We start from the raw sequence: 21,716 nt of genomic DNA on the forward strand, positions 1-21,716 counted from the left end.
CTCGAGGTTCCCAGATGCGCGATTGCGCACCATGATGCGATGCTGTCGCATCGCTCCGGAACGACGGCAAATCATTTAGCCGTCCGCGAGTGCGGAAAATTCCTTCACCACGCGCTCATAAACCGGACGCTTGAACGGGATGATCAGTGAGGGGAGGTTCTTCATCGGCTCCCAGCGCCAGCTGACGAATTCGGCCTTGTGGCCGCCGCCGCCGGGCTTCTCGACATTGATCTCGCTGTCCTTGCCGGTGAAGCGCACCGCGAACCACCTCTGGCGCTGGCCGCGATAGCGGCCCTTCCAGGCGCGCCCCGCGACCGTGCGCGGGATGTCGTAGATCAGCCAGTCCGGCACCTCGCCGAGTCGCTCGATCGAGCGCACGCTTGTCTCTTCATAGAGCTCGCGCTTGGCGGCTTCCCAATTGTCCTCGCCGGGATCGACCCCGCCCTGCGGCATCTGCCAGACATGGCTGTCGTCGACATGCTCGATGCCACCGGCGCGACGACCGATGAACACCAGGCCTTCAGTGTTGAGCAACATCACCCCGACGCAGGTTCGGTAGGGCAGATCCTCATAACGCGCCATTCCACCAAACCTCTCGCGTGCTGCCGGCCGGGCCATCGGGAAGCCGTGCCGTACCAATTCTTTGATTTAGCTGGATTTTGATTTCAGCATCGCGGTTGTCAATGGCACCAATAGGATACCCCGGTCGTTCAATGTCTTGATCCAGGCGCCGACCCGTTCGATCGAGACCGGCAGGGCCGAGGCCGTGCCGATGGCGACGCCGCGCTCTCGTGCCGTCGATTCCAGCTTGTTCAGGGCGCGGTCGATCTCGGTCGGGGTCGGCACCGCGTCGAGCGCGATGTCGCCCTTGCCAAACGGCACCGCGAGGCTTCCGGCCGCCTGTGAGGCGATGCTGCGGGGCGAGGAGCCGTCATCGAAGAAGCCGAGGCCGCGCCTGGAGGCCTCGCGGATGATCGGCTGCATCGCCGCATCAGTCGCGATGAAGCGGGCGCCCATGAAATTGGTGAGGCCGGCATAGCCCTGCATCCGGCTGAGGTGCCAGTACAGGCGGTCGGTGTTCTGGTCGGGGGTGAGCGAGGTCAGCAGCGTCTGCGGGCCGGGATCGTTGTCGGGGAAGTCGTAGGGCTCCATCGGGATCTGCAGGAAGATCTCGTGGCGCTGGGCGCGGGCCCGCTCGGCGAGCTTGCCGGGGTCGGCGCCGTAGGGTGTGAAGGCCAGCGTCACCGCGCCCGGCAGCTTCATGATCGCATCGGTGGTCTTGGCGGCGCCGACGCCGAGGCCGCCGATCACGATCGCCACGACAGGCATCTTCGCGGCCTTGGCGCGGTCGGCCTCGGCGGCATAGACGTTGAACGGCTTGAGGTCGCCCGAGATCGCGGGGATCATGCCGTAGCGGGACTTCTCCAGCAGCTTTGGATCGATCCCGTTCATGACGGGCGGCGGCGCGGAGGCCGCCTCGCCCTTGTCGGCGGCGTCGCCCGCGCCGATCACCACGTCATGGCGCGCGCCGGTCGAGCCGTCGATCATGGTGACGGTCTTCTGGTCGCCGGCCTGCTTCGGCGCGTCCTTGGTCTCGTGCTTGCTCTCTTGCCTGGCTGCCTGGTCATGGCCGGAAGCCGCGGGCTTCTCGTCGGTGGCTTTGGGATCGCGAATCGCGATCCGCGTCATCGGCTCGCCGCCGAGCGGGTCCTTGTTGAAGATGGCAAAACCGGCAAAGGCGAGCAGGAACAGGCCGAGCATGACGGCGATCAGCTGCATGACGGTGAACGGCAGCCGCAGCCGCCGTTTCCGGCGCGGCTTGTCCTGTCCGAGCGGGGCGCTCAGATCATCGGCCGTTTCAGTCATGCGAGATCCCGAATCACTCAACCCGACGATACCACGCCAAGGTCAAGTGGCGGCAGGCCGGGATAGGCCGGGGGGATCAGGAGTTCCAAGCAAAAAGGCCGGCAGCAAAAAAGGGCGACTCCTGGAGCCGCCCTTTTCAATCAATTGCCGAGGTTGCGCTTAGTTTGCTGCCTTGGGCTTGTCGGCCGCGGCCTTGTCGGTCGTGGCGCCGGGCGCCGGCGTCGGCGCCGCATTGGCGCTGTTCTTGATGCCGTGGAGCAGGTCGTCGGCCATCTTGAGTGCCTTGTCGTCCTTGGCGTCCGGCGGGACGTAGGATTGCGAACCGGTCTTCTCGTCGCCGTCGTTCTTGAGGTGGCCGCGCAGCGAAGCTTCGCCCTTGGTGTCGGTGCGGGACTTCAGCTCGTCCGGCACGTCCTGGAGCACTTCGATATCAGGCACGATGCCCTTGGCCTGGATCGACTTGCCCGACGGCGTGTAGTAGCGCGCCGTGGTCAGGCGCAGCGCGCCGTTGCCCGAGCCGAGCGGGATGATGGTCTGCACCGAGCCCTTGCCGAAGGAGCGCGTGCCGACGATGGTCGCGCGCTTGTGGTCCTGCAGCGCGCCGGCGACGATTTCCGAGGCCGAGGCCGAACCGCCGTTGACGAGCACGATTACAGGCTTGCCCTTGGTGAGGTCGCCAGCATGCGCGGTGCGGCGCTGGGTCTCCTCGGCATTGCGGCCGCGGGTCGACACGATCTCGCCCTTCTCCAGGAACGAGTCGGACACGGTCACGGCCTCCTCGAGCAGGCCGCCCGGATTGTTGCGGAGGTCGATGATGTAGCCCTTGAGCTTGTCGCCGATCTGGCCAGAGAGGTTCGCGACCTCCTTCTTCAGGCCTTCGGTGGTCTGCTCGTTGAAGGTGGTGATGCGGATATAGGCGATGTCGTCGGCCTCGACGCGCGCGCGCACCGAACGGACGCGGATGTTGTCGCGCACCAGGGTGACGTCGATCGGATTGTCCTGGCCCTTGCGGATGATCTTGAGCTTGATCTTGGTGTTGACGGGGCCGCGCATCTTCTCGACCGCCTGGTTCAGGGTCAGGCCCTGAACTGCTTCATCGTCGAGATTGGTAATGATGTCGTTGGCCATGACGCCGGCGCGCGAGGCGGGCGTATCGTCGATCGGCGAGACCACCTTGATCAGGCCGTCTTCCATCGTGACCTCGATGCCGAGGCCGCCGAACTCGCCGCGGGTCTGCACCTGCATGTCACGGAAGCTCTTGGCGTCCATGTAGCTCGAATGCGGATCGAGACCTGAGAGCATGCCGCTGATCGCGGATTCGATCAGCTTGGTGTCGTCGGGTTTTTCGACATAGTCGGAGCGCACGCGCTCGAAGACGTCGCCGAACAGATTGAGCTGGCGATAGGTGTCCGCCGTCGCGGCTCGCGCGCTGGAGCCCATGAACACCGCGCGCGGCTGGGTCACGAACAGCGTCAGCGCCGCACCGGTGGCCGCGCTGAGGAGGATAACTGAAGTCTTGCGCATCATCCGCGAACCTTCTCGCCTTCATTTGCGGCCCACCATGGGCCTGGATCGATTGGAGTGCCGTCTTTGCGGAACTCGACATACAGCACAGGTTGACTCGCGTTGGTGGCGAGAATGGAGGCGACTTGAGATGTCGACCCCATGGTCGCGACCGGCTCCCCAGTGAGCACAAACTGTCCGATGTTTACCGAAATGCGCTCCATCCCGGCGATCAGGACATGATACCCGCCCCCGGCATTGAGGATCAAGAGTTGTCCATAGCTGCGGAACGGACCGGCATAAACGACCCAGCCATCGCACGGCGTCGTGACCTGGGAGCCGGGCTTGGTCGCCAGCGAAATACCCTTCTGGACCCCGCCGACCCCGTCGGAACCGCCAAAGTCCCTGATCTTGTTACCGTTAACCGGCAGCGGCAGGAGCCCCTTGGCCGAGGCGAACAGGATGGCCGGGCTGGTCCGGGAGCGGTCCTTGAAGATGGCCGGGCCCGGTTTGGCGTTGGCCGCCGCATTCGCAGCCGCGGCCTTGGCTTCTTTGGCCTCCTTGGCCTCGGCCTGCTTGGCGGCCTCGGCGGCCTTCTCGGCCGCCTTGGCGGCGCTTTGCAGGTCCTGCTCCATCTTGGCGATCAGGCCCTGGAGATCGCCGACCTGCTTTGACAGCGTGATGGCGCGCGAATTCTCGGCGTCGAGGTCCTTTTCGCGCGAGGCCTGCTGGCGCTGCCGCTCGTCGACAAGTGCGGCGAGCCGGGTCTGGTCGCTGCGGATGTTGTCACGGTCGGAGGCGAGCTGGTCGCGCTCGGCCGCGATGTTCTTGCGCAAGGCGACGAGCTCGCCGAGCTCGCTTGCGATCTTTTCCGCGCGACCGCGCAACTCCGGCACGACGGCGCCGAGCAGAATGGCTGTGCGCAGCGATTGCAGCGCATCCTCGGGCCGCACCAGCAGCGCCGGCGGTGTGCGCCGTCCGGCGCGCTGCAAGGCCGCCAGCACCTCGACGATATCGGCGCGGCGCGAATCGAGCGAAGCGCGCGCCTGCTGCTCGCGGCCGTTCAGCGTCTTCAGTCGCGCCTCGGCCTCGTCGATCTTGGTCTCGACGGTGCGGACATTGGCGGCGGTATCGATCAATTGCTGATTGAGCTGGGTGCGGTCCTGGCCGAGCGAGGCGATCTCGGCCTTCAGCTTGGCCTGCGCTTCCTCAGCGCTCTTCTGCCTGGCGCGCGCGGCTTCCAGCTCCTGCTCGCGCTGCTTGATTGCGTCAGGCGAGATGGCTGCGGTCTGAGGCGCCGGTGCAATTGTCTGACCTTGCGTCTGAGCTTGTGCGAGGCTTGTGCCGGCGCAGCTCGCAATCAGCAGCAAATTGAGGATCGGCGCTCGCATCTGTTGGACAAGGTTCTCGGACAAGGTGCTCGTTGTGGGCGCGAATCACGCGCGATGATAGGGGTGGCCGGCCAGAATGGTGGCGGCCCGATACAGCTGTTCCAGAAGCATGACGCGGACCATTTGATGCGGCCAGGTCGCAGAGCCGAACGCGATCGCGAACTTGGCCTTACGGCGCAATTCGGGCGAAAGTCCGTCCGCCCCTCCGATCACGAAGATAGTATGACCGGCGCCCTCGTCGCGCCAGCGTCCGAGATTCCGTGCGAATACGGTGGAATCGAGGTTTTGTCCGCGCTCGTCCATCGCCACCAGAATCGATTTTTCGGGAATATGCGCTGATATCGCCGCGGCCTCTTCGGCCATGCGCGTTGCGGTGTCGCGCGCGCGGCTCTCGGGGATTTCGTGGATGGTCAGCTCGCGGAATCCGAGCTTGCGGCCTGCCTCGTCGAACCGCTCGAAATAGCGGTCGGCAAGCTCCCGTTCGGGGCCCTGCTTCAGCCGGCCCACCGCAATGACTGCAACACGCATGAGGTCTCGGAGTCGTGTTTTCATGACCGCGCGCATTCCGCGCGCGCACGACGCTAGCATGCGCGTCAGCCGATTCGAAATCGGCCAAGTAGGCCTAGATCGCCTTCGCCGCCCCTGGGCCCTGCGTGTACAATCTCTCGAGATTGTAGAACTCGCGGACCTCGGGTCTGAACACGTGCACGATCACATCGCCGGAATCGATCAGCACCCAGTCGCAATTGGGCAAGCCCTCGACATGGACGTTCTTGATGCCGGTTTCCTTGAGGCTCTTCGTCACGTTCTCCGCGATCGCGCCAACGTGCCGGTTCGCACGGCCCGTGGTGACGATCATGTAGTCGGAGTATGCCGATTTGCCGCGAAGGTCGATGGTGACCGTCTCTTCCGCCTTCATGTCCTCGAGGCGGGAGAGGATCAGGCTCAGCGTCTTGTCGGCGTCGGGTTGCGCCTTCAAGGCCGCAGCTTGGGTCGATGTTTTACGCGTAGGCTTAGCAACCTTGGGTAAAACAGACTTGGACAATACAGATGTGGTCAGGGACCATTCCTTTCACTGTATCGCGAACGCCGAATCCGGCGCCCACTGGCTACACTACATCATGTGGGGTTAAGGGTTTCAATATGCCAGAGAGCCCGTAAATCCCCACACTCCGTCTCACTTCGTACCTTTCCAGCTCCCGTCCGGGTTCCGCAAGCCCGTCGAGGAGAGGTTGAGCTTCAATCCGGTCAAGAAGACCCAGGCCGGCGCCGGCCGATCCGCAAGCAAGGCTGCCTCATTCTCCGGCAGGCGATAGCGCGCAAGCGCCTGGGCGGCGGGGGAGGCGAGGGCGCGAAAACTCTGCGGCGGGCGATCGATGACCGCCATCGGCACCTGGTCGGCGATGCGCCGCCAATGCTGCCAACGGTGGAATTGAGCGAGGTTGTCGGCGCCCATAATCCAGACAAAGCGCAAGCCACTGAGACGGCGGCGCAAGGTGTTGATCGTGTCGATAGTATAGCGGGTGCGAATGACGGATTCGAGACAGCTCACCTCGATCCTGGAATCGTTGGCGACGTCGCGCGCTGCCTGCATGCGCTCGCCGAGTTCATGCAGGTTGCCGTTCTCCTTGAGCGGATTCCCTGGCGTGACCAGCCACCAGACGCGATCGAGCTGAAGGCGCTTCAGCGCGAACTGACTGATGGCGCGATGCGCCTGGTGCGGCGGATTGAACGAGCCACCGAGCAGGCCGATGCGCATGCCTTCGGTGTAGGGCGGGATGGCCTGCGCCACGAAGCGTGGCGCGACGAAATTGTTACTCAATGCCCCGCGCCTCGCGCCATGCCTTACGGCCGCGTCTGTCCTGTGCCATGAACGCGATATTTGAAACTCGTCAATTGCTCGGCACCAACAGGACCACGGGCGTGGAAGCGGCCGGTGGCGATGCCGATCTCGGCGCCGAAGCCGAACTCGCCGCCATCGGCGAACTGCGTCGAGGCGTTGTGCAGCACGATCGCTGAATCGACTTCGCTGAGGAATTTCTTTGCAGCTGCGTCGTTCTCGCTCACGATCGCATCGGTGTGGTGCGAGCCGTGGTCCTGGATGTGCGCGATCGCGCCGTCAACGCCGTCGACCACCTTCGCGGCGATGATCGCGTCGAGATATTCGGTGTCCCAATCATCTTCGCTGGCGGGTTTAACGCGCGCGTCGGCTTTCTGCACGGCGTCGTCACCGCGCACTTCGCAGCCGGCCTCGAGCAGCATCTCGACCAGCGGTTTCAAGTTCTTCGCAGCAGCAGCCCGATCGACCAGCAGCGTTTCGGCCGCGCCACAGACGCCGGTGCGGCGCATCTTGGCGTTGAGCACGATCTCCTTCGCCATGGCGAGGTCGGCACTGGCATCGACATAGACGTGGTTGACGCCTTCGAGATGCGCGAACACGGGCACGCGCGCTTCCTGCTCGACGCGCGCGACGAGGCTCTTGCCGCCACGCGGCACGATCACGTCAATCGAACCGTTCAATCCGGACAGCATCATGCCAACGGCCGCACGGTCGCGCGTCGGCACCAGCGTGATCGCAGCTTCGGGAAGTCCCGCTTCGCGCAGCCCCTGGACGAGACATTCGTGGATCGCGCGGCAGGAGCGGAAACTGTCGGAGCCGCCGCGCAGGATCACGGCATTGCCCGACTTCAAACAGAGCACGCCGGCGTCCGCCGCAACGTTGGGGCGGCTCTCGAAGATCACGCCGACGACGCCGAGCGGCACACGCACACGCTCGATGGTCATGCCGTTCGGCCGCTGCCAGCTCTCGGTGACGATGCCGACGGGATCGGCAATGCCGCGCACGATTGCGATGCCTTCGGCCATGCCCTCGACCCGCGCCGGCGTCAGCGTCAGGCGATCGATGAAGGCGGAGGTCGCGTTGCCGGAGGCGCGGGCTTCCGCGACGTCTTCGGCATTGGCGGCGAGGATCGCAGCGGCATGCTTGCGGATCGCGCGCTCCATGGCCTCAAGCGCCCGGTTCTTCTGCTCCGGCGGCGCCAGCGCCAACACGCGCGCGGCGGCGCGGGCACGGGTGGCGAGATCGGACATCAGCGCCTGAAGATCGGCGTTACCGTCGACGGCTTTGAGGGGGGCGGCCATGGGAGTTCAACCTTCTGCTAAGGCGGTGTCCTAGCATGGAAATCCCGCTTTTGCGAAGGGCAGGGAGGGTATGGCAGGGCTTCGGGAGACGGCTGCTGGGCTCGGCCACTGGCCCAGCTTCCGGCGGCCGGGACAAGCCCGGCATGACGGTTCGGCTGCTCTTCGGCCCTTACCCGCCCACCACCAGATCGTCGCGGTGGATCATCTCCGAACGGCCGCTGATGCCGAGGATGAGCATCACGTCCGGGGACGAGCGGCCCTTGATCCGCTCGGCGACCTCGGCGTCATAGGCGATCAAGCCGCGGCCGACTTCGCTGGTGTCGGGGCCGCGGACGATCACGGCATCGCCGCGGGCGAACTGGCCCTCGACCTTGATCACGCCGGCCGGCAGCAGGCTGGCGCCGGCGCGCAGCGCCGTCACGGCGCCCGCATCGATGGTCAGCGTCCCCTTCGGCTCCAGCGTGCCGGCGATCCAGCGTTTTCGCGAGGTGATGGGATTGGCCGGCGTCAGGAACCAGGTGCAACGGCCGCCATTGGCGATCGCCTGCAAGGGATGCTCGATCTTGCCTGATGCAATCAGCATGTGCGTGCCGCCCGTCGTGGCGATCTTGGCCGCCTCGACCTTGGTGCGCATGCCGCCGCGCGACAGCTCGGACTCGGCGTCTCCAGCCACCGCCTCGATCTCCGAGGTGATGCTCTCGACCACCGGGATCAGCTTTGCGTTGGGATTGTTTTTCGGCGGGGCGTCGTAGAGCCCGTCGATGTCGGACAGCAGCACCAAGAGATCAGCGCTCGCCATGGTGGCGACGCGCGCGGCGAGGCGGTCATTGTCGCCGTAGCGGATCTCGGTGGTGGCGACCGTATCGTTCTCGTTGATCACGGGGATCGCGCGCCATTCCAGCAGCTTGCCGATAGTGGAGCGGGCATTGAGATAACGTCGACGCTCCTCGGTATCCTGGAGCGTCACCAGAATCTGTCCGGCGCCGATACCGTGAGCGCCGAGCACCTCCGACCAGATCCGCGCCAGCGCGATCTGGCCGACAGCGGCGGCCGCCTGGCTTTCCTCCAGCTTCAGCGGCCCGCGCGGCAATTTGAGCCGGCTGCGGCCGAGCGCGATCGAGCCGGAGGACACCACGAGGACGTCGCGGCCCTCCTTGTGCAGCTTCGCCATGTCGTCGGCGAGCGCAGCCAGCCACGACGCCCGCACCTCGCCCCGGTCGGAATCGACCAGCAGCGCGGAGCCGACCTTGACGACGATGCGGCGGAATTGACTGAGTTCGGGGCTTGCCATGTTCGTATATGCTGGCGCGTACGGCGAAATTGCTCAGGAAACGGCGGAGCGACAGGCGGCGCCGATGAGGCTGCTTTTGCAGCAGGACGATGGCCGGCGCAAGGCGGCAGGCCCGGTAAACGGCGAAGGTCGGTCTTGTTTTGGGCGCTGGCCCGGTTCTAATGCCGCCAACCAACAACGGGCTGGACGAGGAAACGAATGGATCGCCGTAAATTCATGGCCGGATGTCTCGGGTTACCGCTATTGGCGCAGGCGGGCGAGGCGGAGGCGCAGGCCGGGCTGACAAAGATCATCTTCCCGTTTGCGGCAGGAGCCGGCGGCGACACGCTGTGCCGCTTGGTCGCGCAGGAAATAGCCCCGATGCTGCAGCGGACCGTCGTGGTCGAAAACCGCACCGGCGGCGACGGCCTGATCGGCATCAAAGCGGTGAAGGGCGCGAGCCCCGACGGCAGCATGGTGCTGGTGACGACAGGGCCCACCATGTACCTGCTGCCGATGGTAGAGACGACGCCGAGCTTCGACACCGCGAAGGATTTCATGCCGGTGTCGTTGCTGGCGCGGTTCGAATTCGCGCTGGTGGTTGGCCCAGCCATGGACGTCTCTGACTTCAAGGGATTCGTCGCCTGGCTGAAGGCGCATCCCGACAACACCTCGTTCGGCGTGCCGAGCAACGGCACCATTCCGCACTTCGCCGGCTCCAAGCTGGAAAGGGATCTCGGCATTCCCCTGACGCGCGTGCCCTATCGCGGCAGCGCGCCGATCCTCAACGACATCATCGGCGGCCACATTTCTTTCGGGATTACCACGGTGGCGGACGCGCTGCCGCAGCATCGCGCCAAGGGCGTGAGGATCATCGCCATCTCGAGTGCGGAACGCTCGCCGTTCGCTCCCGAGGTGCCGACGCTGAAGGAAAGCGGCATCGATCTCGTGGCGGACGCCTGGTACGGCATGTGGCTTCCCGCCGGCAGCCCGCCGGAGTTCGCGAGCAAGCTCGGCGCGGCCGCAGCCGCCGCGCTTGCCAAGCCCGACGTGAAGGAGAAGCTCACAGCGATCGGGCTGATTCCGGTCGGCAGCAGCGCCGATGGGCTGACCAAGGAGCTCGCCGCCAACACGGCGTTCTGGCAGCCGATCGTGAAGGCAACGGGATACAAGATCGAGAATTGAGGTCTTCTCCCTCGCCCCGCCTACGGGGAGATGGAAGAGCAGCTCACATCTTTGCGCGTTGCGCGATGCCGTCCTTGATCGCAGCGAGTTCGGCTTCGTCCCAGATGCCGATCAGAATCCCGCCCTTCACCTGGAGCTGGCTGTCCGCATAGTTCGCGATTTTTTCGCGCGGCGTGGTGATGTGGTCGTTGGGATGCAGCGCCCAGTCGAACAGCTCGGCCTGGAGCCGTGCGATGATCGCGGCGCATTCAGGGTCATCGCCGCGATCGACGTATTCCTGCGGATCGGCTTCAAGATCATACAGCATCGGGCGGAAGCCGGAGGCGTGGATGTATTTCCAGCGGCCATCGAACACCATGAACAGACGACAGCGTTCGATCGGCTGGTTCAGCTTCAGCCGCACGTCCTGCATGGCGTAATCGTATTCGGAGAACGCCACCTTGCGCCAATCAGCCGGCGTCGAGCCGCGCAGCAGCGGGAGCAACGAGCGCCCTTCGAGGATGTGGCCCGGCACCTTGCCGCCGAAATAATCGACGAAGGTCGGCGCGAGATCGATGCCTTCGACCAGCGCATCGCTGCGTGTGCCGCGCGTGGCGTCCGCTTCTTGCGATGGGTCGATGATGATCAGCGGGATCTTCGCCGACTGCTCGTGGAAAAGGTCCTTCTCGCCCATCCAGTGATCGCCGAGATAGTCGCCGTGATCGGAGGTGAACACGATCATGGTGGCTTCCGTAAGGCCGCGCTCCTCCAAGAACCTCATCAGCACGCCCATCTGGTCGTCGATCTGGGTGATCAGGCCCATATAGGTCGGGATCACCTTCTCGCGGGCCTCATCGCGCGCCATGTTGCGGGAGTAGCGCATGTCCATGTAGGCGCCGAACACCGGATGGGGATTCTGCCGCTCGCGTTCGGAGCGGATCACCGGGATCATGTCTTCAGTCGAATACATGCTGGCGTAAGGCTCGGGCGCGATGTAGGGCCAGTGCGGCTTGATGTAGGACAGATGCAGGCACCACGGCCGGCCATCGGTCTCGGCCTCGCTGATGAAATCCATCGCGCGCCGCGTCATGTAGGGCGTCTCGGAATGCTCGTCCGGCACGCGCGCGGCCTTGTCGGCGTGCACCAGCAGCCAGCCGTTCTGCAACGAGCCGTCTTCCGCCGCACCTGAGTTCGCCCAATGCTCCCAGGGATTGGGGGCTTCAAAACCTTGCTGACGCAGATACTCGTCGTATTTCGGCCGCGGGCGGCCGGTCGGATGCAGGCCGTCGTCGCGCTCATAGGGCTCGAAGCCGCATTCGGCGACGTGCACGCCAATGACGGATTCCGGCGGAATGCCGAGCGCCTTCATGCCTTCGAGATCAGGCGCCATATGGGTCTTGCCGACCAGCACGTTGCGCACGCCGATCTTCTTGAGGTGATCGCCGAGCGTCGGCTCGCCGACGCGCAAGGGCCAGCCGTTCCAGTGCGAGCCGTGCGAGCGCATGTAGCGGCCGGTGTAGAACGACATCCGCGACGGGCCGCAGATCGGCGATTGCACATAGGCCTTCGAGAACAGCACGCCATGCTTCGCCATGGCGTCGATGTTCGGCGTCTTCAACGTGGGATGGCCGGTGCAGCCGAGATAATCATAGCGAAGCTGGTCGCACATGATCCAGAGAACGTTCTTCGCGCGCGCCATGCCTATCGCTCCGGTCATTTCTTGATTGTTCGATGCTGCGCTATCGCGGTTGCGATGACAAGCTAGTGATGCGTACGCCAGCAACCTCACACTCCGCTGTCGTCCCTGCGAAAGCAGGGACCCATAACCACAGGGAGAGGTTTGGCGAAGACTGGTCGTGTGAGACTGCAGCTATCCGCAATCGAGAGATCACGCGGTATGGGTTCCTGCGTTCGCAGGGACGACGGCTACGCCGACCACGGCTCCGCTTCGGCCGCGCTCTTGGCCTTGGCCGAGACAGGGCTTTCGCCGATCACCGCGACCAGCGCGCGCAGCGCTTCCTTGACGCCCTGGCCGGTCGCGCCGGACATCAGCAACGGCGTCTTCTTGGCCGCGCGCTTCAGCCGGTCCTTCTGCTTCTTCAGCTCGTCCGGCTCGACGGCGTCGATCTTGTTGAGCGCGACGATCTCGATCTTGTCGGTGAGCAGCCCGCCATAGGCGTCGAGCTCCTTGCGGACGGTCTTGTAGGCCTTGCCGGCGTGCTCGCAGGTGGCGTCGACCAGATGCAGCAGCACGCGGCAGCGCTCGACATGGCCGAGGAAGCGGTCACCGAGGCCAGTGCCTTCATGCGCGCCCTCGATCAGGCCGGGAATGTCGGCGAGCACGAATTCACGGCCGTCGGCATTCACGACACCGAGCTGCGGATGCAGCGTGGTGAAGGGATAATCCGCGATCTTCGGCTTGGCAGCGCTGACCTTGGAGAGGAAGGTCGACTTGCCGGCATTGGGCATGCCGATGAGGCCGGCATCCGCGATCAGTTTCAGCCGCAGCCAGATCCAGCGCTCTTCGCCCACCTGGCCGGGATTGGCGTTGCGTGGCGCGCGGTTGGTCGAGGTCTTGAAATGCGCGTTGCCGAAGCCGCCATTGCCGCCCTCGGCCAGCACGAACTTTTCGCCGACATTGGTGAAGTCGTGGATCAGCGTCTCGCGATCTTCGTCGAAGATCTGCGTGCCCAGCGGGACCTTCAGCACGATGTTCTTGCCGTTGGCGCCGTGGCGGTCCGAGCCTGAGCCGTTCTCGCCCTTCTGGGCCTTGAAGTGCTGCTGGTAGCGGTAATCGATCAGCGTGTTGAGGCCGTCGGCGACCTCGATGATGACGTTGCCGCCGCGGCCGCCATTGCCGCCGGAGGGGCCGCCGAACTCAATGAACTTCTCGCGGCGGAACGCCACGCAGCCGTTCCCGCCGTCACCGGAGCGGATATAGACCTTTGCTTCGTCGAGGAATTTCATGGGTCATAGGTAGGCCAGCCTGACACCCGCGGCAACCCGGGTTTGCCCGCAAATCGGCCGAAATTTCAGCGATTTTCGGCGGTTGCTTAACCAGCCGGCCGGCGCCGGATCAGGAATTTCTGCGTGCCCTCCAGCACCAGCTCCTTGCGCTGGTTGAACACGGTACTCCCTAGCGTCACTGTGCCGGTCGTGCGGCCAGGTGCGAGTTCTGTGACCTCGAGCGCCGGGTAGATCGTGTCGTCGGCGAAGACGGGTTTGAGGAACCGGCTCGACTGCTCCAGGAAGCCGACCAGGGACTCCTCGACCATGAACGGAAACAGGCCGGCGCCGGGCGCGGTGTGGATCAGCGTCTGGAAGCCGTGCGCGAGCAGATGCGGCATGCCGCGGGCGCGGCAATATTCCACATCGTAATGCACCGGGTGGGTGTCGCCGCTCGCGGTCTGGAAGGCCGCGAACACGGCGGTGGTCTGGGTCCGGCTCGGCAGCACGAAGCGTTCGCCGACCACGAAATCCTCAAACCAGCGTTGCGCCGTGATCATGCGGTGTTGAGCCGGGTCGAAGTCGGTCATGACTAAAGCTCTTTCTTGGCTCTCTGTTCGCGGACCGCCTATCGCTACCGCGACGCCAAGGGTGCGACAATCCGTTCAATTCGGCTTGCGCGGGCTTGTCGCGGCCGTCTGCTTCATTAAAACGGCGCTCGATGCCCTTCTTCAAGAATCTCTCCGCCTATGACGACCGCTCGGCGCGCCTCGCCGGCATCGGCCTCATGGTGCTGTCGATCTTCATGTTCTCGTTCGGCGACGCCACGGGCAAATTCCTGGTCGGGACGTATTCGGTGGGGCAGCTCTTGTTCCTGCGCGCTTGCGCGGCGCTGCTGCTGCTGTCGCCGATGATCTGGCGGCAGCGTCATCTGTTCCTGCATCTGGAGCGGCCGCTTCTGCAGCTGTTTCGCGTCGTGCTGTCGACGCTGGAGGTCGCCGCCTTCTTCCTGGCGACGGTCTATCTGCCGCTCGCCGACGTCGTCACCTATTATCTCGCCGGTCCGATTTTCGTCACCGCAATGTCGGCGATCTTTCTGGGCGAGAAGGTCGGCTGGCGGCGCTGGACCGCGATCCTGATCGGCTTCTGCGGCGTGCTGATCGCGCTGCGGCCGTCGGCGCAGATGGTGAGCCTGCCGGCGCTGATCGCGCTCGGCGGCAGCCTCTCCTTCGCAACCTTGATGCTGATCACCCGCAGCCTGCGCAAGACGCCCGACATCGTGATGGCGTCCTCGCAATTCATCGGCACGCTCTCGCTGGGCGCCGTGCTCTCGGCCTTCCACTGGGTGCCGCCGACGCCAGGCAGCCTGGTGTTCTTCGCGCTGGCGGGGTGCATCTCGGTGACGGCGCTGTTCTGCGTCAACCGCTCGCTCAAGCTCGCGCCGGCGAGCGTCGTGGTGCCCTACCAATATTCGATGATCGTCTGGGCGGTGATCTTCGGCTTCGTCGTGTTCGGCGACGTGCCGCAAATCGCCACCATCGTCGGCGCCGCGATCATCATCGGCGCCGGGTTCTACATCTATTTGCGTGAGCGCGATCTGGGCCGCGCGAGCGGAGACGTGACCCCGCCAGCGTAGTCCCTACCTCATCCTTCGCGCGCTGCTCCAGCTCTTCAGCGACGACCACACGCCGCGTGACAGGCGGAAGCAGTCGACCGGCGTCGACGAGCCCAGCGCCAGGAAACGGTGCAGTTGCACGCCGCTCCACTGGAAGCCGCACTTCTCCAGCACGTTGCGCGAGGCGGGGTTGGTGACGCGCGCCCCTGCATAGAGGTGATCGTCCTCGAACTCCTCGAAGAAGAAGTCGATCGCGCCGCGCGCGGCCTCGGTGGCAAAGCCCTGGCCCCAATGCTCGACGCCGAGCCAGTAGCCGAGCTCGGCATTGTCAGGGGTTGAGCGGTCGATGCCGACCATGCCGACCGGGCCGCTGTCGTGCTCGATCAGGAACACGCTCTCGCTGCCGAGCTCGGCAGTGGCGCGCACGAATTCGATGGCATCGTCCTGCGAATAGGGATGGGGAAGGCGGCGGGTGTTCTCCGCGACACGGCGGTCGTTGGCGAGGCGGGCGATGGTGTTGACGTCGGCCAGCGTCGGCCGCCGCAAGGTCAGCCGTTCGGTGGCGACGACGCTGGGTCTCGCCTCGGCTAAGGTCACGCTCGAAAAGTCCTGCAACATGTCCGGCTCCGTCAAAGTCACAAACGAAAGGGGAGGCCGGTTTCCCTGCCTCCCCTGGAGCCTTCGATCTTGCGATCTCTGGAACTCCGCCGGTTCGGTCAAGGACCCGGCGGACTCCAAATGATCCACCGTCTATTCAGCAGCCTCTGCGAGCGGGAGTACCGCTACGAAGGTGCGGCCGTTGGCTTTGGCCTGGAATTCAACACGACCCTCGATCTTGGCGAACAGTGTGTGGTCAGTGCCCATGCCGACGTTGAGGCCCGGATGCCAGGTGGTGCCGCGCTGACGCGCAATGATATTGCCGGGAATCACGCGCTCCCCGCCGAACACCTTGATGCCAAGGCGCTTACCCTTTGAATCGCGACCGTTGCGCGATGAACCGCCTGCTTTTTTGTGAGCCATGGCTCGTCTCCGAAATCCTGCGTATCTCTAGGTCAATTCCTTGACGGAATCATTTCAAAACGTCTCACGCCTCAATTCGTGAATGGGCGTGATCGGTTTCCGTTACTCGGCAGCTTCCGCTGCCGCTTCCTTGGCAACCTTTTCCTTCTTCGGACGCGGGCCCTTGGTGGGCTTGGCGCCGTCAGCCAGGATCTCGGAGATGCGCAGGACCGTGATCTCGTCGCGATAGCCGCGCTTGCGGCGCGAATTCTTGCGGCGGCGCTTCTTGAACGCGATGACCTTCGGTCCGCGCTTGTGGTCGAGCACCTCGACCGCAACGGAGGCGCCGGCCACCGTCGGAACGCCCAGCACCGGCGTGTCGCCGCCGAGCACCAGAACTTCATTCAACTGCACGATCGAGCCGACTTCGCCTTCGATCTTGCCAACTTCCAGGACATCATCCGGCACGACGCGGTATTGCTTGCCGCCGGTTTTGATGACTGCGAACATCGTTTTTTTCCTTCGTGTTCAATCCCGGCCTCATGACATCAGTCAGGGGCCGGCTTTTTGTCAGTCGCTAAGGGTTTATGCGTCTTGTGCGGGCGGGAGTTATCCCCTTGAAAACCCACGCAAAAACATGCGGCGCGAGAAACGCCCCGCGCCGGTTGTGCGGACTTATAGCCTGATAGGGCGAAGAGTCAAGGAAATCAGCCGAAAAGAGCCCGGATTTGAAGGATTTGGGGCCATTTCCGCAAGCCCACCTGAATCTCGGTGCGCGTTGCAACCAACGGGTTCCCGCACGGTTAGTCCCCCGCAATCTGGCATTCGGGCAAGGGCTTCCATGGCAACGGACGAACTGGTCAAGACGACGGGCATCGCCCATCACGGCGCCGAGCGGCTGCCGTCGGTCGACATCGACAGCTTCAACATCGAGATCAAGGACGAGGACGGTTTTCTCGGCGACCGCGCCAGCAAGGGCGCGTTCCGCGAAATCCTGGACCGCTGGCGCAAGCCGCTGCGCAAGACCGGCGAGGACCCGTTCGGCAAGGAGCCGTCGGAGAGCATCAGCAAGAAGACGCTGGATGCGATCCTGATCAGCGACGACGTCGAGGCCTCCGCCGTGGTGCACAGCGCCATCGAGGAGTTCGCGCAGGAGCTCGCTTACGTCACCCGCCGCTTCCTGAAGACGAAAGCCTGGGCCAAGACCGAGCGCATCGTGGTCGGCGGCGGCTTCCGCGATTCCCGGCTCGGCGAGCTCGCGATCGCGCGCACCGAGATCATCCTGAAGGCCGAAGACTTCAAGATCGACATGGTGCCGATCCGGCATCATCCGGACGAGGCCGGCCTGATCGGCGCGCTGCATCTGGCGCCGTCCTGGATTTTCGAGGCCTATGACAGCATCCTTGCGGTCGATATCGGCGGCACCAACATTCGCTGCGGCCTGGTGGAGACGGGCTGGAAAAAAGCAAAAGACCTCTCGAAGGCCAAGGTCGTGAAGTCGGAGCTGTGGCGCCACGCCGACGACGAGCCGACGCGCGAGGGCGCGGTGAAGCGGCTCACCAAGATGCTGAAGGGATTGATCACGGAAGCCGAGAAAGACGGCTTCAAGCTCGCGCCCTTCATCGGCATCGCCTGTCCCGGCGTCATCAACGCGGACGGGTCCATTGAAAAAGGCGCGCAGAATCTGCCCGGCAATTGGGAGAGCAGCAAATTCAACCTGCCGGCGAGCTTGATCGAGGGCATCCCTGCGATCGGCGAGCACGACACCGCGATCCTGATGCACAATGACGGCGTGGTTCAGGGCCTCTCCGAGGTGCCGTTCATGCAGGACGTCGATCGCTGGGGCGTGCTCACCATCGGCACCGGCCTCGGCAATGCGCGCTTCACCAACCGCCACAGGGACAGCGGCCAAGGTAAAGATAACGGCAAGGACCGGGATTCCGCGGACGGGAAGAAAAAGGCCAAGGAAAACAACAAAGAGAACGGCAAATCCGACAAGGAGTAACCTTGACCGGTTAGGTTAAGGACCGGATTGCGTTGCGGGCCGCCGCCTGCACGTTACGGTCGAATCGTCGCCTCACGCAGGCCTGCGAAGCCGCCCTTCCTGGCCAGCATTTCGATGAGCGGCACGGGACCGCCAGTGTTTACCGCGTCTGGCGGTCCCACCCCGTTTTCTCTTTCTTCGCCTCTCCCGCTTGCGGGAGAGGCCGACGCGCCCCGGGGCGATGCGAAAGCATCGTCCCGCGCGCGGCGGGTGAGGGCTCTTTCCTCTAGGGGATTGTCCCGTTGCGGCGCGCGCCCCGAGAAAGCGCGTCGAAACATGAATCCGGAACCGAGTTTCCATCGTCCGGACCCGCCTCCAGCCCGAAAGCCGCAAAACAACCCCCCGATTTTCCCCTTTCGCGCCTTGCCCGGCCCGCCATCCTCGCCTATGAACGCCCCCAACCACAGGGGCCCTGCCTCACTATGGCGACCTTCAGGAGAGGTGGCAGAGTGGTTGAATGCACCGCACTCGAAATGCGGCATAGGTGCAAGCCTATCGGGGGTTCGAATCCCTCCCTCTCCGCCATATAGGTCTGCACGGTTGACCTCGGTGGCTTGAAATGCGGGTGTCCACCCGAAAGCGCCGGTCTTTTGCGGGCGGCCCGTTTTGGGAATTCTCTCCGACCGTGGCTACAAACTAGACGAAAACTCGGTTGTCTTTCCGAGCTTCTGCGGTCGCAACAATTCTCATCCTTGTTGAACAGAGGCCTGGGTGAAGCCCGGAGAACGGATTTTCTCCGAGTCCCTCTAAAGCGCGTCGGTGACTGACCTACACCGGCAAACGTCCATTTAGGCTTTACACAATGCACGTTTGGGAATCGCGGCGATTCCGTTTTGCATAGCTCGTCGTGAACGGGATCAGGCCTTTGCGAATGTAATGAGGGGCTTCAAGTCGTGTTGCCAGAACAATGCGACGTTCTGCTTGTTCTGAGCGTCAACGAGGCATTTCAGATCGAACACCCCGGCAAGCACCGCACCAGTTATGACTTGTCCGCCGTAGGCCTGTTTCCAAGTGTCTGCTTTGCCGCCGACCTCGCGTTGCAAGCGCTTCCAGCTATTCTTCGGCCCATTGGAAACCTTGCACTCGATAGCGAGCAAGCGTCCATCGCTGAGCCGTATCGGAACGTCGCATTTTGCACCGCCCACCTTTCTCTCGCGAGAAAAGCTACCGCGCGTTAGCTCATCTAGGGCAACCAAGGGTTTGCGCGACTCATCTAGTTTAAGTCCCGCCGCAATAAGCGCGGTCGAGACTTGCTCCTCTTGAAGCCTTGACGCGCTTCCTCGACGGGTCGTCCCCAATGCCTCGTGCGCTAGAAGCGTCGTGGTGGCCAACACCGAGGCCTCCACCTCTCCAACGCTCGGCTCCCGCTCGCCAACCACCCAAGGGAAACGCTTCGCATCGACGAGTTCGGTAAACGTCGTGGCGGTGCTGTCGGCGACGGCTGGAGGCACCGTCTTGAACTTCTTGCCCACGAGCGTCCAGAGGTCCTCTTCGCTGACGCGGGGCGCACATATGTATCGGAGAATTTGCCAGAGCTTCTTGTCGTCGATTAGGGCCGTTCCGCTAATCTCTCTGAGATTCTTAGTGGATTGCAGGGCTGCACGCACCTCGGGCTCTACCTTGTCCCATGTGCTAATCGCGCGGGATTTCCGCTCATTAACGGGTTCAGTGGATTTCTGACCCACATAAGCGTCTTTTGGCTCGCCGAAAGACGTTCTATCTTATGTTGACGGGCATCTAGCGCAAAATCATTAGCGAGCATTTGGAAGCCAAAATCAGTGACACGCCTACATAGCGCTTCGACACTCATTTCTTGCCCTTAGTACCCTTAGCCTCAACGCCGCGTCTGGTCACCGCAACAAGACTTTTCTGAAGATCAGGAGGCAAATCTGATTTTGCCGTTCCGTGATGTCTGCGATTTGTTCATCACTTGGATGAGGCTCAACGTGCGACGAAAGATCAAAAGCGATAAGGCCGTGTGACCGGCTCACGAGGAGAGCGTCAACAAACACCTTCGCGTCAGCCGTTGATAGGACTGGATAACCTAAGTACAGGGTGCCCGATATGTCCAGCTTCCTCAGTGCATCTTGCAATGAGCGCGCTGCAATCGTGTTAGAATTTTCGCCGAAAACGATATCCACGAATTTCTGATCCTGGTCCTGCCAATGCGAGCGAATGTCAAAAATAGTGTGCGTGCGCATCGCTTCGCTGCGATCTCGACACGCTATCAGGGATATAGGGCACCTTCAACAACCCGGGCTCCTTGGACGGAGCGCTCGCTAGTGCAATCCTGCGTCAACGCGGTTGCCGCGAGCAGGCGGTCGACGACAGGAACAGACCTGATGGCGCTGATGCGGCCCCGTTGACCCGATACGGCGTTGTCGATGCCGGCCGCAATCGCTCCCCATAAACCTTGCCAACACGCGAAATCATCAGGATGATCTCCGCGTCGTAGCATCGCTCGCGAGGCCTTCATGCGAAAATGCGAAGTCGCCGTGCTGGGTCTGGGGCTCATGGGCGGAGCGGCGCTCTCCGCATTGCTGGATGCCGGCGTCGATGCGCTCGGCTTCGACCCGGTCGCAGCAGGTTCGGATCGAGGCTCGTCGCATGGTTCATGTCGCATTTTCCGTCGCTTCAATTTCGAAAACCCCAACTACACCAGCCTGAGCGACGAGGCTCATGCCGGCTGGATCCGGCTGCAGACCGAAAGCGGTCAAACGGTTCTGACGGAAACCCCCATTCTGGAGGCCGGCCGCCCCGGCTCCGCCATGGTGGCGTCCTCGCGCGCGGCCGCGATCGCGAAAGGGCGTCCGGATCCGAAGATGACCGCTGCTGTCGCGAACAAGGAATTTCCGGCTTTCAACCTGCCCGACGACTGGGACGTCGTCGTCCAGGACGGTGCCGCGATCCTGCACACCGCTACAGTCATGAAACTGATGCGCGCACGCGCCGGCAACCGCGTGATTCTGGAACGCGCGAGCTTCACGCCGCACCACGACGGCGTGTCGATCCGCACGGCCACGCAAGAGTTCTTCGCCGAGCGCGCGATCCTGGCGCTGGGCCCATGGCTCGGTCGCGCCCTCCCGCAACTCGCCGCGCTGCTCAACGTGACCCGACAGGCGGTCGGCTGGTTCAAGCCTGCTAGCCCCGACACTGTGGTTTCAGGTCGTTTCCCGATCTTCATTCTGGACCGAGGTCCTGATGACATGGTCTACGGCTTTCCGGATTTCGAACAGCGCGGCGTCAAGGCTGCGCCTCACAACCACGGGCCCGTGGTCGGCCCCGACGATTGGGGTCCGCAGGCCAGCGATGCCGAGCTCCGCCCCATCGGCGAAGCGTTGGCCGCGCTCGTCCCCGGCGCGGCCGGGCCCATCATCGATCGCGACGTCTGCCTCTACACCAACACCGCGCCTGCCGACATCAGGCGAGACGCGGGCGAGGAATTCATCATCGATCGCTGGCCGGAGTCCCGTCTGATCGTCTGCTCCGCGTGTTCAGGCCATGGTGCGAAGTTCGCGCCCGCCATCGGGCAAAGGCTCGCCCGCCTCGCCACCGATCCGTCCTACCAGGCAGAACCCTTCTTTCAGCTGTCCCGATATTCTCAATTCGCCTGAGCGGATGCTGGGATGCTACGGTGACGGTGCACAAGAACGCGCACCAAACGCCCTCAAGAGACTCGGGCCGGAACCCTGCCTGTCGAACCTCCTGCCATGATGCCATCATGCACCTGTTTTGCCCGACGGAACAAGCGAAATTTCTGGAATTCCGCAATTGTGT

Annotated in this window: 21 protein-coding genes and 1 tRNA gene; 5 read left to right on the forward strand and 17 right to left on the reverse strand. The window is 63.7% G+C overall.

Annotated features, from left to right (window positions below; all coding sequences use genetic code 11):
- Positions 1 to 75: 75 nt before the first annotated feature.
- The 9 genes from L6637_RS36620 to proB form a co-directional block, all read right to left on the reverse strand.
- Entirely contained in the window at positions 76 to 582 is a 507-nt protein-coding gene (locus L6637_RS36620) for an RNA pyrophosphohydrolase (RefSeq protein ID WP_237861241.1), read from the reverse strand.
- A 66-nt stretch (positions 583 to 648) separates the two neighbouring features.
- Positions 649 to 1,866 carry a divergent polysaccharide deacetylase family protein gene (locus L6637_RS36625; protein WP_237873732.1) on the reverse strand — a complete coding sequence of 406 codons (1,218 nt, stop codon included), beginning with the start codon at positions 1,864 to 1,866 and terminating at the stop codon, positions 649 to 651.
- A gap of 159 nt (positions 1,867 to 2,025) precedes the next feature.
- A complete protein-coding gene (locus tag L6637_RS36630) occupies positions 2,026 to 3,393 on the reverse strand; it encodes a S41 family peptidase (RefSeq protein ID WP_237861243.1) in 1,368 nt (455 codons plus the stop codon).
- The gene (locus L6637_RS36635; RefSeq protein WP_237861319.1) at positions 3,390 to 4,760 is read right to left on the reverse strand and encodes a murein hydrolase activator EnvC family protein; all 1,371 of its coding nucleotides are present in this window, start codon (positions 4,758 to 4,760) and stop codon (positions 3,390 to 3,392) included. The genes L6637_RS36630 and L6637_RS36635 overlap by 4 nt, the downstream gene beginning before the upstream one ends.
- A 45-nt stretch (positions 4,761 to 4,805) precedes the next feature.
- On the reverse strand, positions 4,806 to 5,288 hold the full coding sequence (gene rlmH, locus L6637_RS36640) for a 23S rRNA (pseudouridine(1915)-N(3))-methyltransferase RlmH (protein WP_237873734.1): 483 nt from the start codon (positions 5,286 to 5,288) through the stop codon (positions 4,806 to 4,808).
- A 94-nt stretch (positions 5,289 to 5,382) separates the two neighbouring features.
- Positions 5,383 to 5,739, reverse strand: a complete 357-nt coding sequence (gene rsfS, locus L6637_RS36645; protein WP_237861245.1) for a ribosome silencing factor — start codon at positions 5,737 to 5,739, stop codon at positions 5,383 to 5,385.
- Positions 5,740 to 5,937: 198 nt separating this feature from the next.
- On the reverse strand, positions 5,938 to 6,582 hold the full coding sequence (locus L6637_RS36650) for a nicotinate-nucleotide adenylyltransferase (protein ID WP_237873736.1): 645 nt from the start codon (positions 6,580 to 6,582) through the stop codon (positions 5,938 to 5,940).
- Positions 6,583 to 6,605: 23 nt separating this feature from the next.
- Positions 6,606 to 7,901, reverse strand: coding sequence for a glutamate-5-semialdehyde dehydrogenase (locus L6637_RS36655; RefSeq protein WP_237873743.1), 1,296 nt, complete (start codon positions 7,899 to 7,901; stop codon positions 6,606 to 6,608).
- 169 nt (positions 7,902 to 8,070) lie between these two features.
- Positions 8,071 to 9,192 (reverse strand): glutamate 5-kinase, encoded by a 1,122-nt coding sequence (proB, locus tag L6637_RS36660; protein ID WP_237861249.1) that lies wholly within the window; start codon positions 9,190 to 9,192, stop codon positions 8,071 to 8,073.
- 198 nt (positions 9,193 to 9,390) lie between these two features.
- Between proB and L6637_RS36665 the strand changes: the two genes are divergently transcribed.
- Positions 9,391 to 10,356 (forward strand): Bug family tripartite tricarboxylate transporter substrate binding protein, encoded by a 966-nt coding sequence (locus tag L6637_RS36665; protein ID WP_237861250.1) that lies wholly within the window; start codon positions 9,391 to 9,393, stop codon positions 10,354 to 10,356.
- A 43-nt stretch (positions 10,357 to 10,399) separates the two neighbouring features.
- On the opposite strand, the gene L6637_RS36670 is transcribed toward L6637_RS36665, so the two are convergent.
- The 3 genes from L6637_RS36670 to L6637_RS36680 all read right to left on the reverse strand — a co-directional run bounded on the left by L6637_RS36670 (position 10,400) and on the right by L6637_RS36680 (position 13,871).
- Positions 10,400 to 12,034, reverse strand: coding sequence for an alkaline phosphatase family protein (locus L6637_RS36670; protein ID WP_237861251.1), 1,635 nt, complete (start codon positions 12,032 to 12,034; stop codon positions 10,400 to 10,402).
- A 227-nt stretch (positions 12,035 to 12,261) separates the two neighbouring features.
- A complete protein-coding gene (obgE, locus tag L6637_RS36675) occupies positions 12,262 to 13,302 on the reverse strand; it encodes a GTPase ObgE (RefSeq protein ID WP_237861252.1) in 1,041 nt (346 codons plus the stop codon).
- Positions 13,303 to 13,388: 86 nt separating this feature from the next.
- Positions 13,389 to 13,871: a MaoC family dehydratase gene (locus L6637_RS36680; RefSeq protein WP_237873745.1), complete on the reverse strand. Its 483-nt coding sequence runs from the start codon at positions 13,869 to 13,871 to the stop codon at positions 13,389 to 13,391.
- Between the two features lie 131 nt (positions 13,872 to 14,002).
- On the opposite strand from L6637_RS36680, the gene L6637_RS36685 reads away from it, so the two are divergent.
- The gene (locus L6637_RS36685) at positions 14,003 to 14,917 is read left to right on the forward strand and encodes a DMT family transporter (RefSeq protein ID WP_237873746.1); all 915 of its coding nucleotides are present in this window, start codon (positions 14,003 to 14,005) and stop codon (positions 14,915 to 14,917) included.
- Positions 14,918 to 14,920: 3 nt separating this feature from the next.
- On the opposite strand, the gene L6637_RS36690 is transcribed toward L6637_RS36685, so the two are convergent.
- From L6637_RS36690 to rplU, 3 genes are all read right to left on the reverse strand, one after another.
- A complete protein-coding gene (locus L6637_RS36690; RefSeq protein ID WP_237873748.1) occupies positions 14,921 to 15,514 on the reverse strand; it encodes a GNAT family N-acetyltransferase in 594 nt (197 codons plus the stop codon).
- A gap of 132 nt (positions 15,515 to 15,646) precedes the next feature.
- The gene (rpmA, locus tag L6637_RS36695; RefSeq protein ID WP_092234086.1) at positions 15,647 to 15,916 is read right to left on the reverse strand and encodes a 50S ribosomal protein L27; all 270 of its coding nucleotides are present in this window, start codon (positions 15,914 to 15,916) and stop codon (positions 15,647 to 15,649) included.
- A 102-nt stretch (positions 15,917 to 16,018) separates the two neighbouring features.
- Positions 16,019 to 16,405: a 50S ribosomal protein L21 gene (gene rplU, locus L6637_RS36700; protein ID WP_237861258.1), complete on the reverse strand. Its 387-nt coding sequence runs from the start codon at positions 16,403 to 16,405 to the stop codon at positions 16,019 to 16,021.
- 331 nt (positions 16,406 to 16,736) lie between these two features.
- Between rplU and L6637_RS36705 the strand changes: the two genes are divergently transcribed.
- Both L6637_RS36705 and L6637_RS36710 read left to right on the forward strand, forming a co-directional pair.
- Entirely contained in the window at positions 16,737 to 17,900 is a 1,164-nt protein-coding gene (locus tag L6637_RS36705) for an ROK family protein (RefSeq protein ID WP_237873750.1), read from the forward strand.
- Between the two features lie 474 nt (positions 17,901 to 18,374).
- A tRNA-Ser gene (locus L6637_RS36710) sits at positions 18,375 to 18,464 on the forward strand.
- A 332-nt stretch (positions 18,465 to 18,796) separates the two neighbouring features.
- On the opposite strand, the gene L6637_RS36715 is transcribed toward L6637_RS36710, so the two are convergent.
- Both L6637_RS36715 and L6637_RS36720 read right to left on the reverse strand, forming a co-directional pair.
- Positions 18,797 to 19,546, reverse strand: a complete 750-nt coding sequence (locus L6637_RS36715) for a XamI family restriction endonuclease (RefSeq protein ID WP_237873752.1) — start codon at positions 19,544 to 19,546, stop codon at positions 18,797 to 18,799.
- A 243-nt stretch (positions 19,547 to 19,789) separates the two neighbouring features.
- The gene (locus tag L6637_RS36720; protein ID WP_237873753.1) at positions 19,790 to 20,140 is read right to left on the reverse strand and encodes a hypothetical protein; all 351 of its coding nucleotides are present in this window, start codon (positions 20,138 to 20,140) and stop codon (positions 19,790 to 19,792) included.
- Between the two features lie 273 nt (positions 20,141 to 20,413).
- On the opposite strand from L6637_RS36720, the gene L6637_RS36725 reads away from it, so the two are divergent.
- Positions 20,414 to 21,553, forward strand: coding sequence for an FAD-dependent oxidoreductase (locus L6637_RS36725; RefSeq protein ID WP_237873755.1), 1,140 nt, complete (start codon positions 20,414 to 20,416; stop codon positions 21,551 to 21,553).
- Positions 21,554 to 21,716: the final 163 nt, after the last annotated feature.

It is taken from the genome of Bradyrhizobium zhengyangense (assembly GCF_022012435.1).
GTDB classification, from domain to species: Bacteria; Pseudomonadota; Alphaproteobacteria; order Rhizobiales; family Xanthobacteraceae; genus Bradyrhizobium; species Bradyrhizobium zhengyangense.

Excerpts from the sequence above, each read along its gene's own strand:
- L6637_RS36620 (WP_237861241.1), bottom strand. The coding sequence starts at position 582 with ATGGCGCGTTATGAGGATCTGCCCTACCGAACCTGCGTCGGGGTGATG.
- L6637_RS36625 (WP_237873732.1), bottom strand. The coding sequence starts at position 1,866 with ATGACTGAAACGGCCGATGATCTGAGCGCCCCGCTCGGACAGGACAAG.
- L6637_RS36630 (WP_237861243.1), bottom strand. The coding sequence starts at position 3,393 with ATGATGCGCAAGACTTCAGTTATCCTCCTCAGCGCGGCCACCGGTGCG.
- L6637_RS36635 (WP_237861319.1), bottom strand. The coding sequence starts at position 4,760 with ATGCGAGCGCCGATCCTCAATTTGCTGCTGATTGCGAGCTGCGCCGGC.
- rlmH (WP_237873734.1), bottom strand. The coding sequence starts at position 5,288 with ATGCGTGTTGCAGTCATTGCGGTGGGCCGGCTGAAGCAGGGCCCCGAA.
- L6637_RS36655 (WP_237873743.1), bottom strand. The coding sequence starts at position 7,901 with ATGGCCGCCCCCCTCAAAGCCGTCGACGGTAACGCCGATCTTCAGGCG.
- proB (WP_237861249.1), bottom strand. The coding sequence starts at position 9,192 with ATGGCAAGCCCCGAACTCAGTCAATTCCGCCGCATCGTCGTCAAGGTC.
- L6637_RS36665 (WP_237861250.1), top strand. The coding sequence starts at position 9,391 with ATGGATCGCCGTAAATTCATGGCCGGATGTCTCGGGTTACCGCTATTG.
- L6637_RS36670 (WP_237861251.1), bottom strand. The coding sequence starts at position 12,034 with ATGGCGCGCGCGAAGAACGTTCTCTGGATCATGTGCGACCAGCTTCGC.
- obgE (WP_237861252.1), bottom strand. The coding sequence starts at position 13,302 with ATGAAATTCCTCGACGAAGCAAAGGTCTATATCCGCTCCGGTGACGGC.
- L6637_RS36680 (WP_237873745.1), bottom strand. The coding sequence starts at position 13,871 with ATGACCGACTTCGACCCGGCTCAACACCGCATGATCACGGCGCAACGC.
- L6637_RS36685 (WP_237873746.1), top strand. The coding sequence starts at position 14,003 with ATGCCCTTCTTCAAGAATCTCTCCGCCTATGACGACCGCTCGGCGCGC.
- L6637_RS36690 (WP_237873748.1), bottom strand. The coding sequence starts at position 15,514 with ATGTTGCAGGACTTTTCGAGCGTGACCTTAGCCGAGGCGAGACCCAGC.
- rpmA (WP_092234086.1), bottom strand. The coding sequence starts at position 15,916 with ATGGCTCACAAAAAAGCAGGCGGTTCATCGCGCAACGGTCGCGATTCA.
- rplU (WP_237861258.1), bottom strand. The coding sequence starts at position 16,405 with ATGTTCGCAGTCATCAAAACCGGCGGCAAGCAATACCGCGTCGTGCCG.
- L6637_RS36705 (WP_237873750.1), top strand. The coding sequence starts at position 16,737 with ATGGCAACGGACGAACTGGTCAAGACGACGGGCATCGCCCATCACGGC.
- L6637_RS36720 (WP_237873753.1), bottom strand. The coding sequence starts at position 20,140 with ATGCGCACGCACACTATTTTTGACATTCGCTCGCATTGGCAGGACCAG.
- L6637_RS36725 (WP_237873755.1), top strand. The coding sequence starts at position 20,414 with ATGCGAAAATGCGAAGTCGCCGTGCTGGGTCTGGGGCTCATGGGCGGA.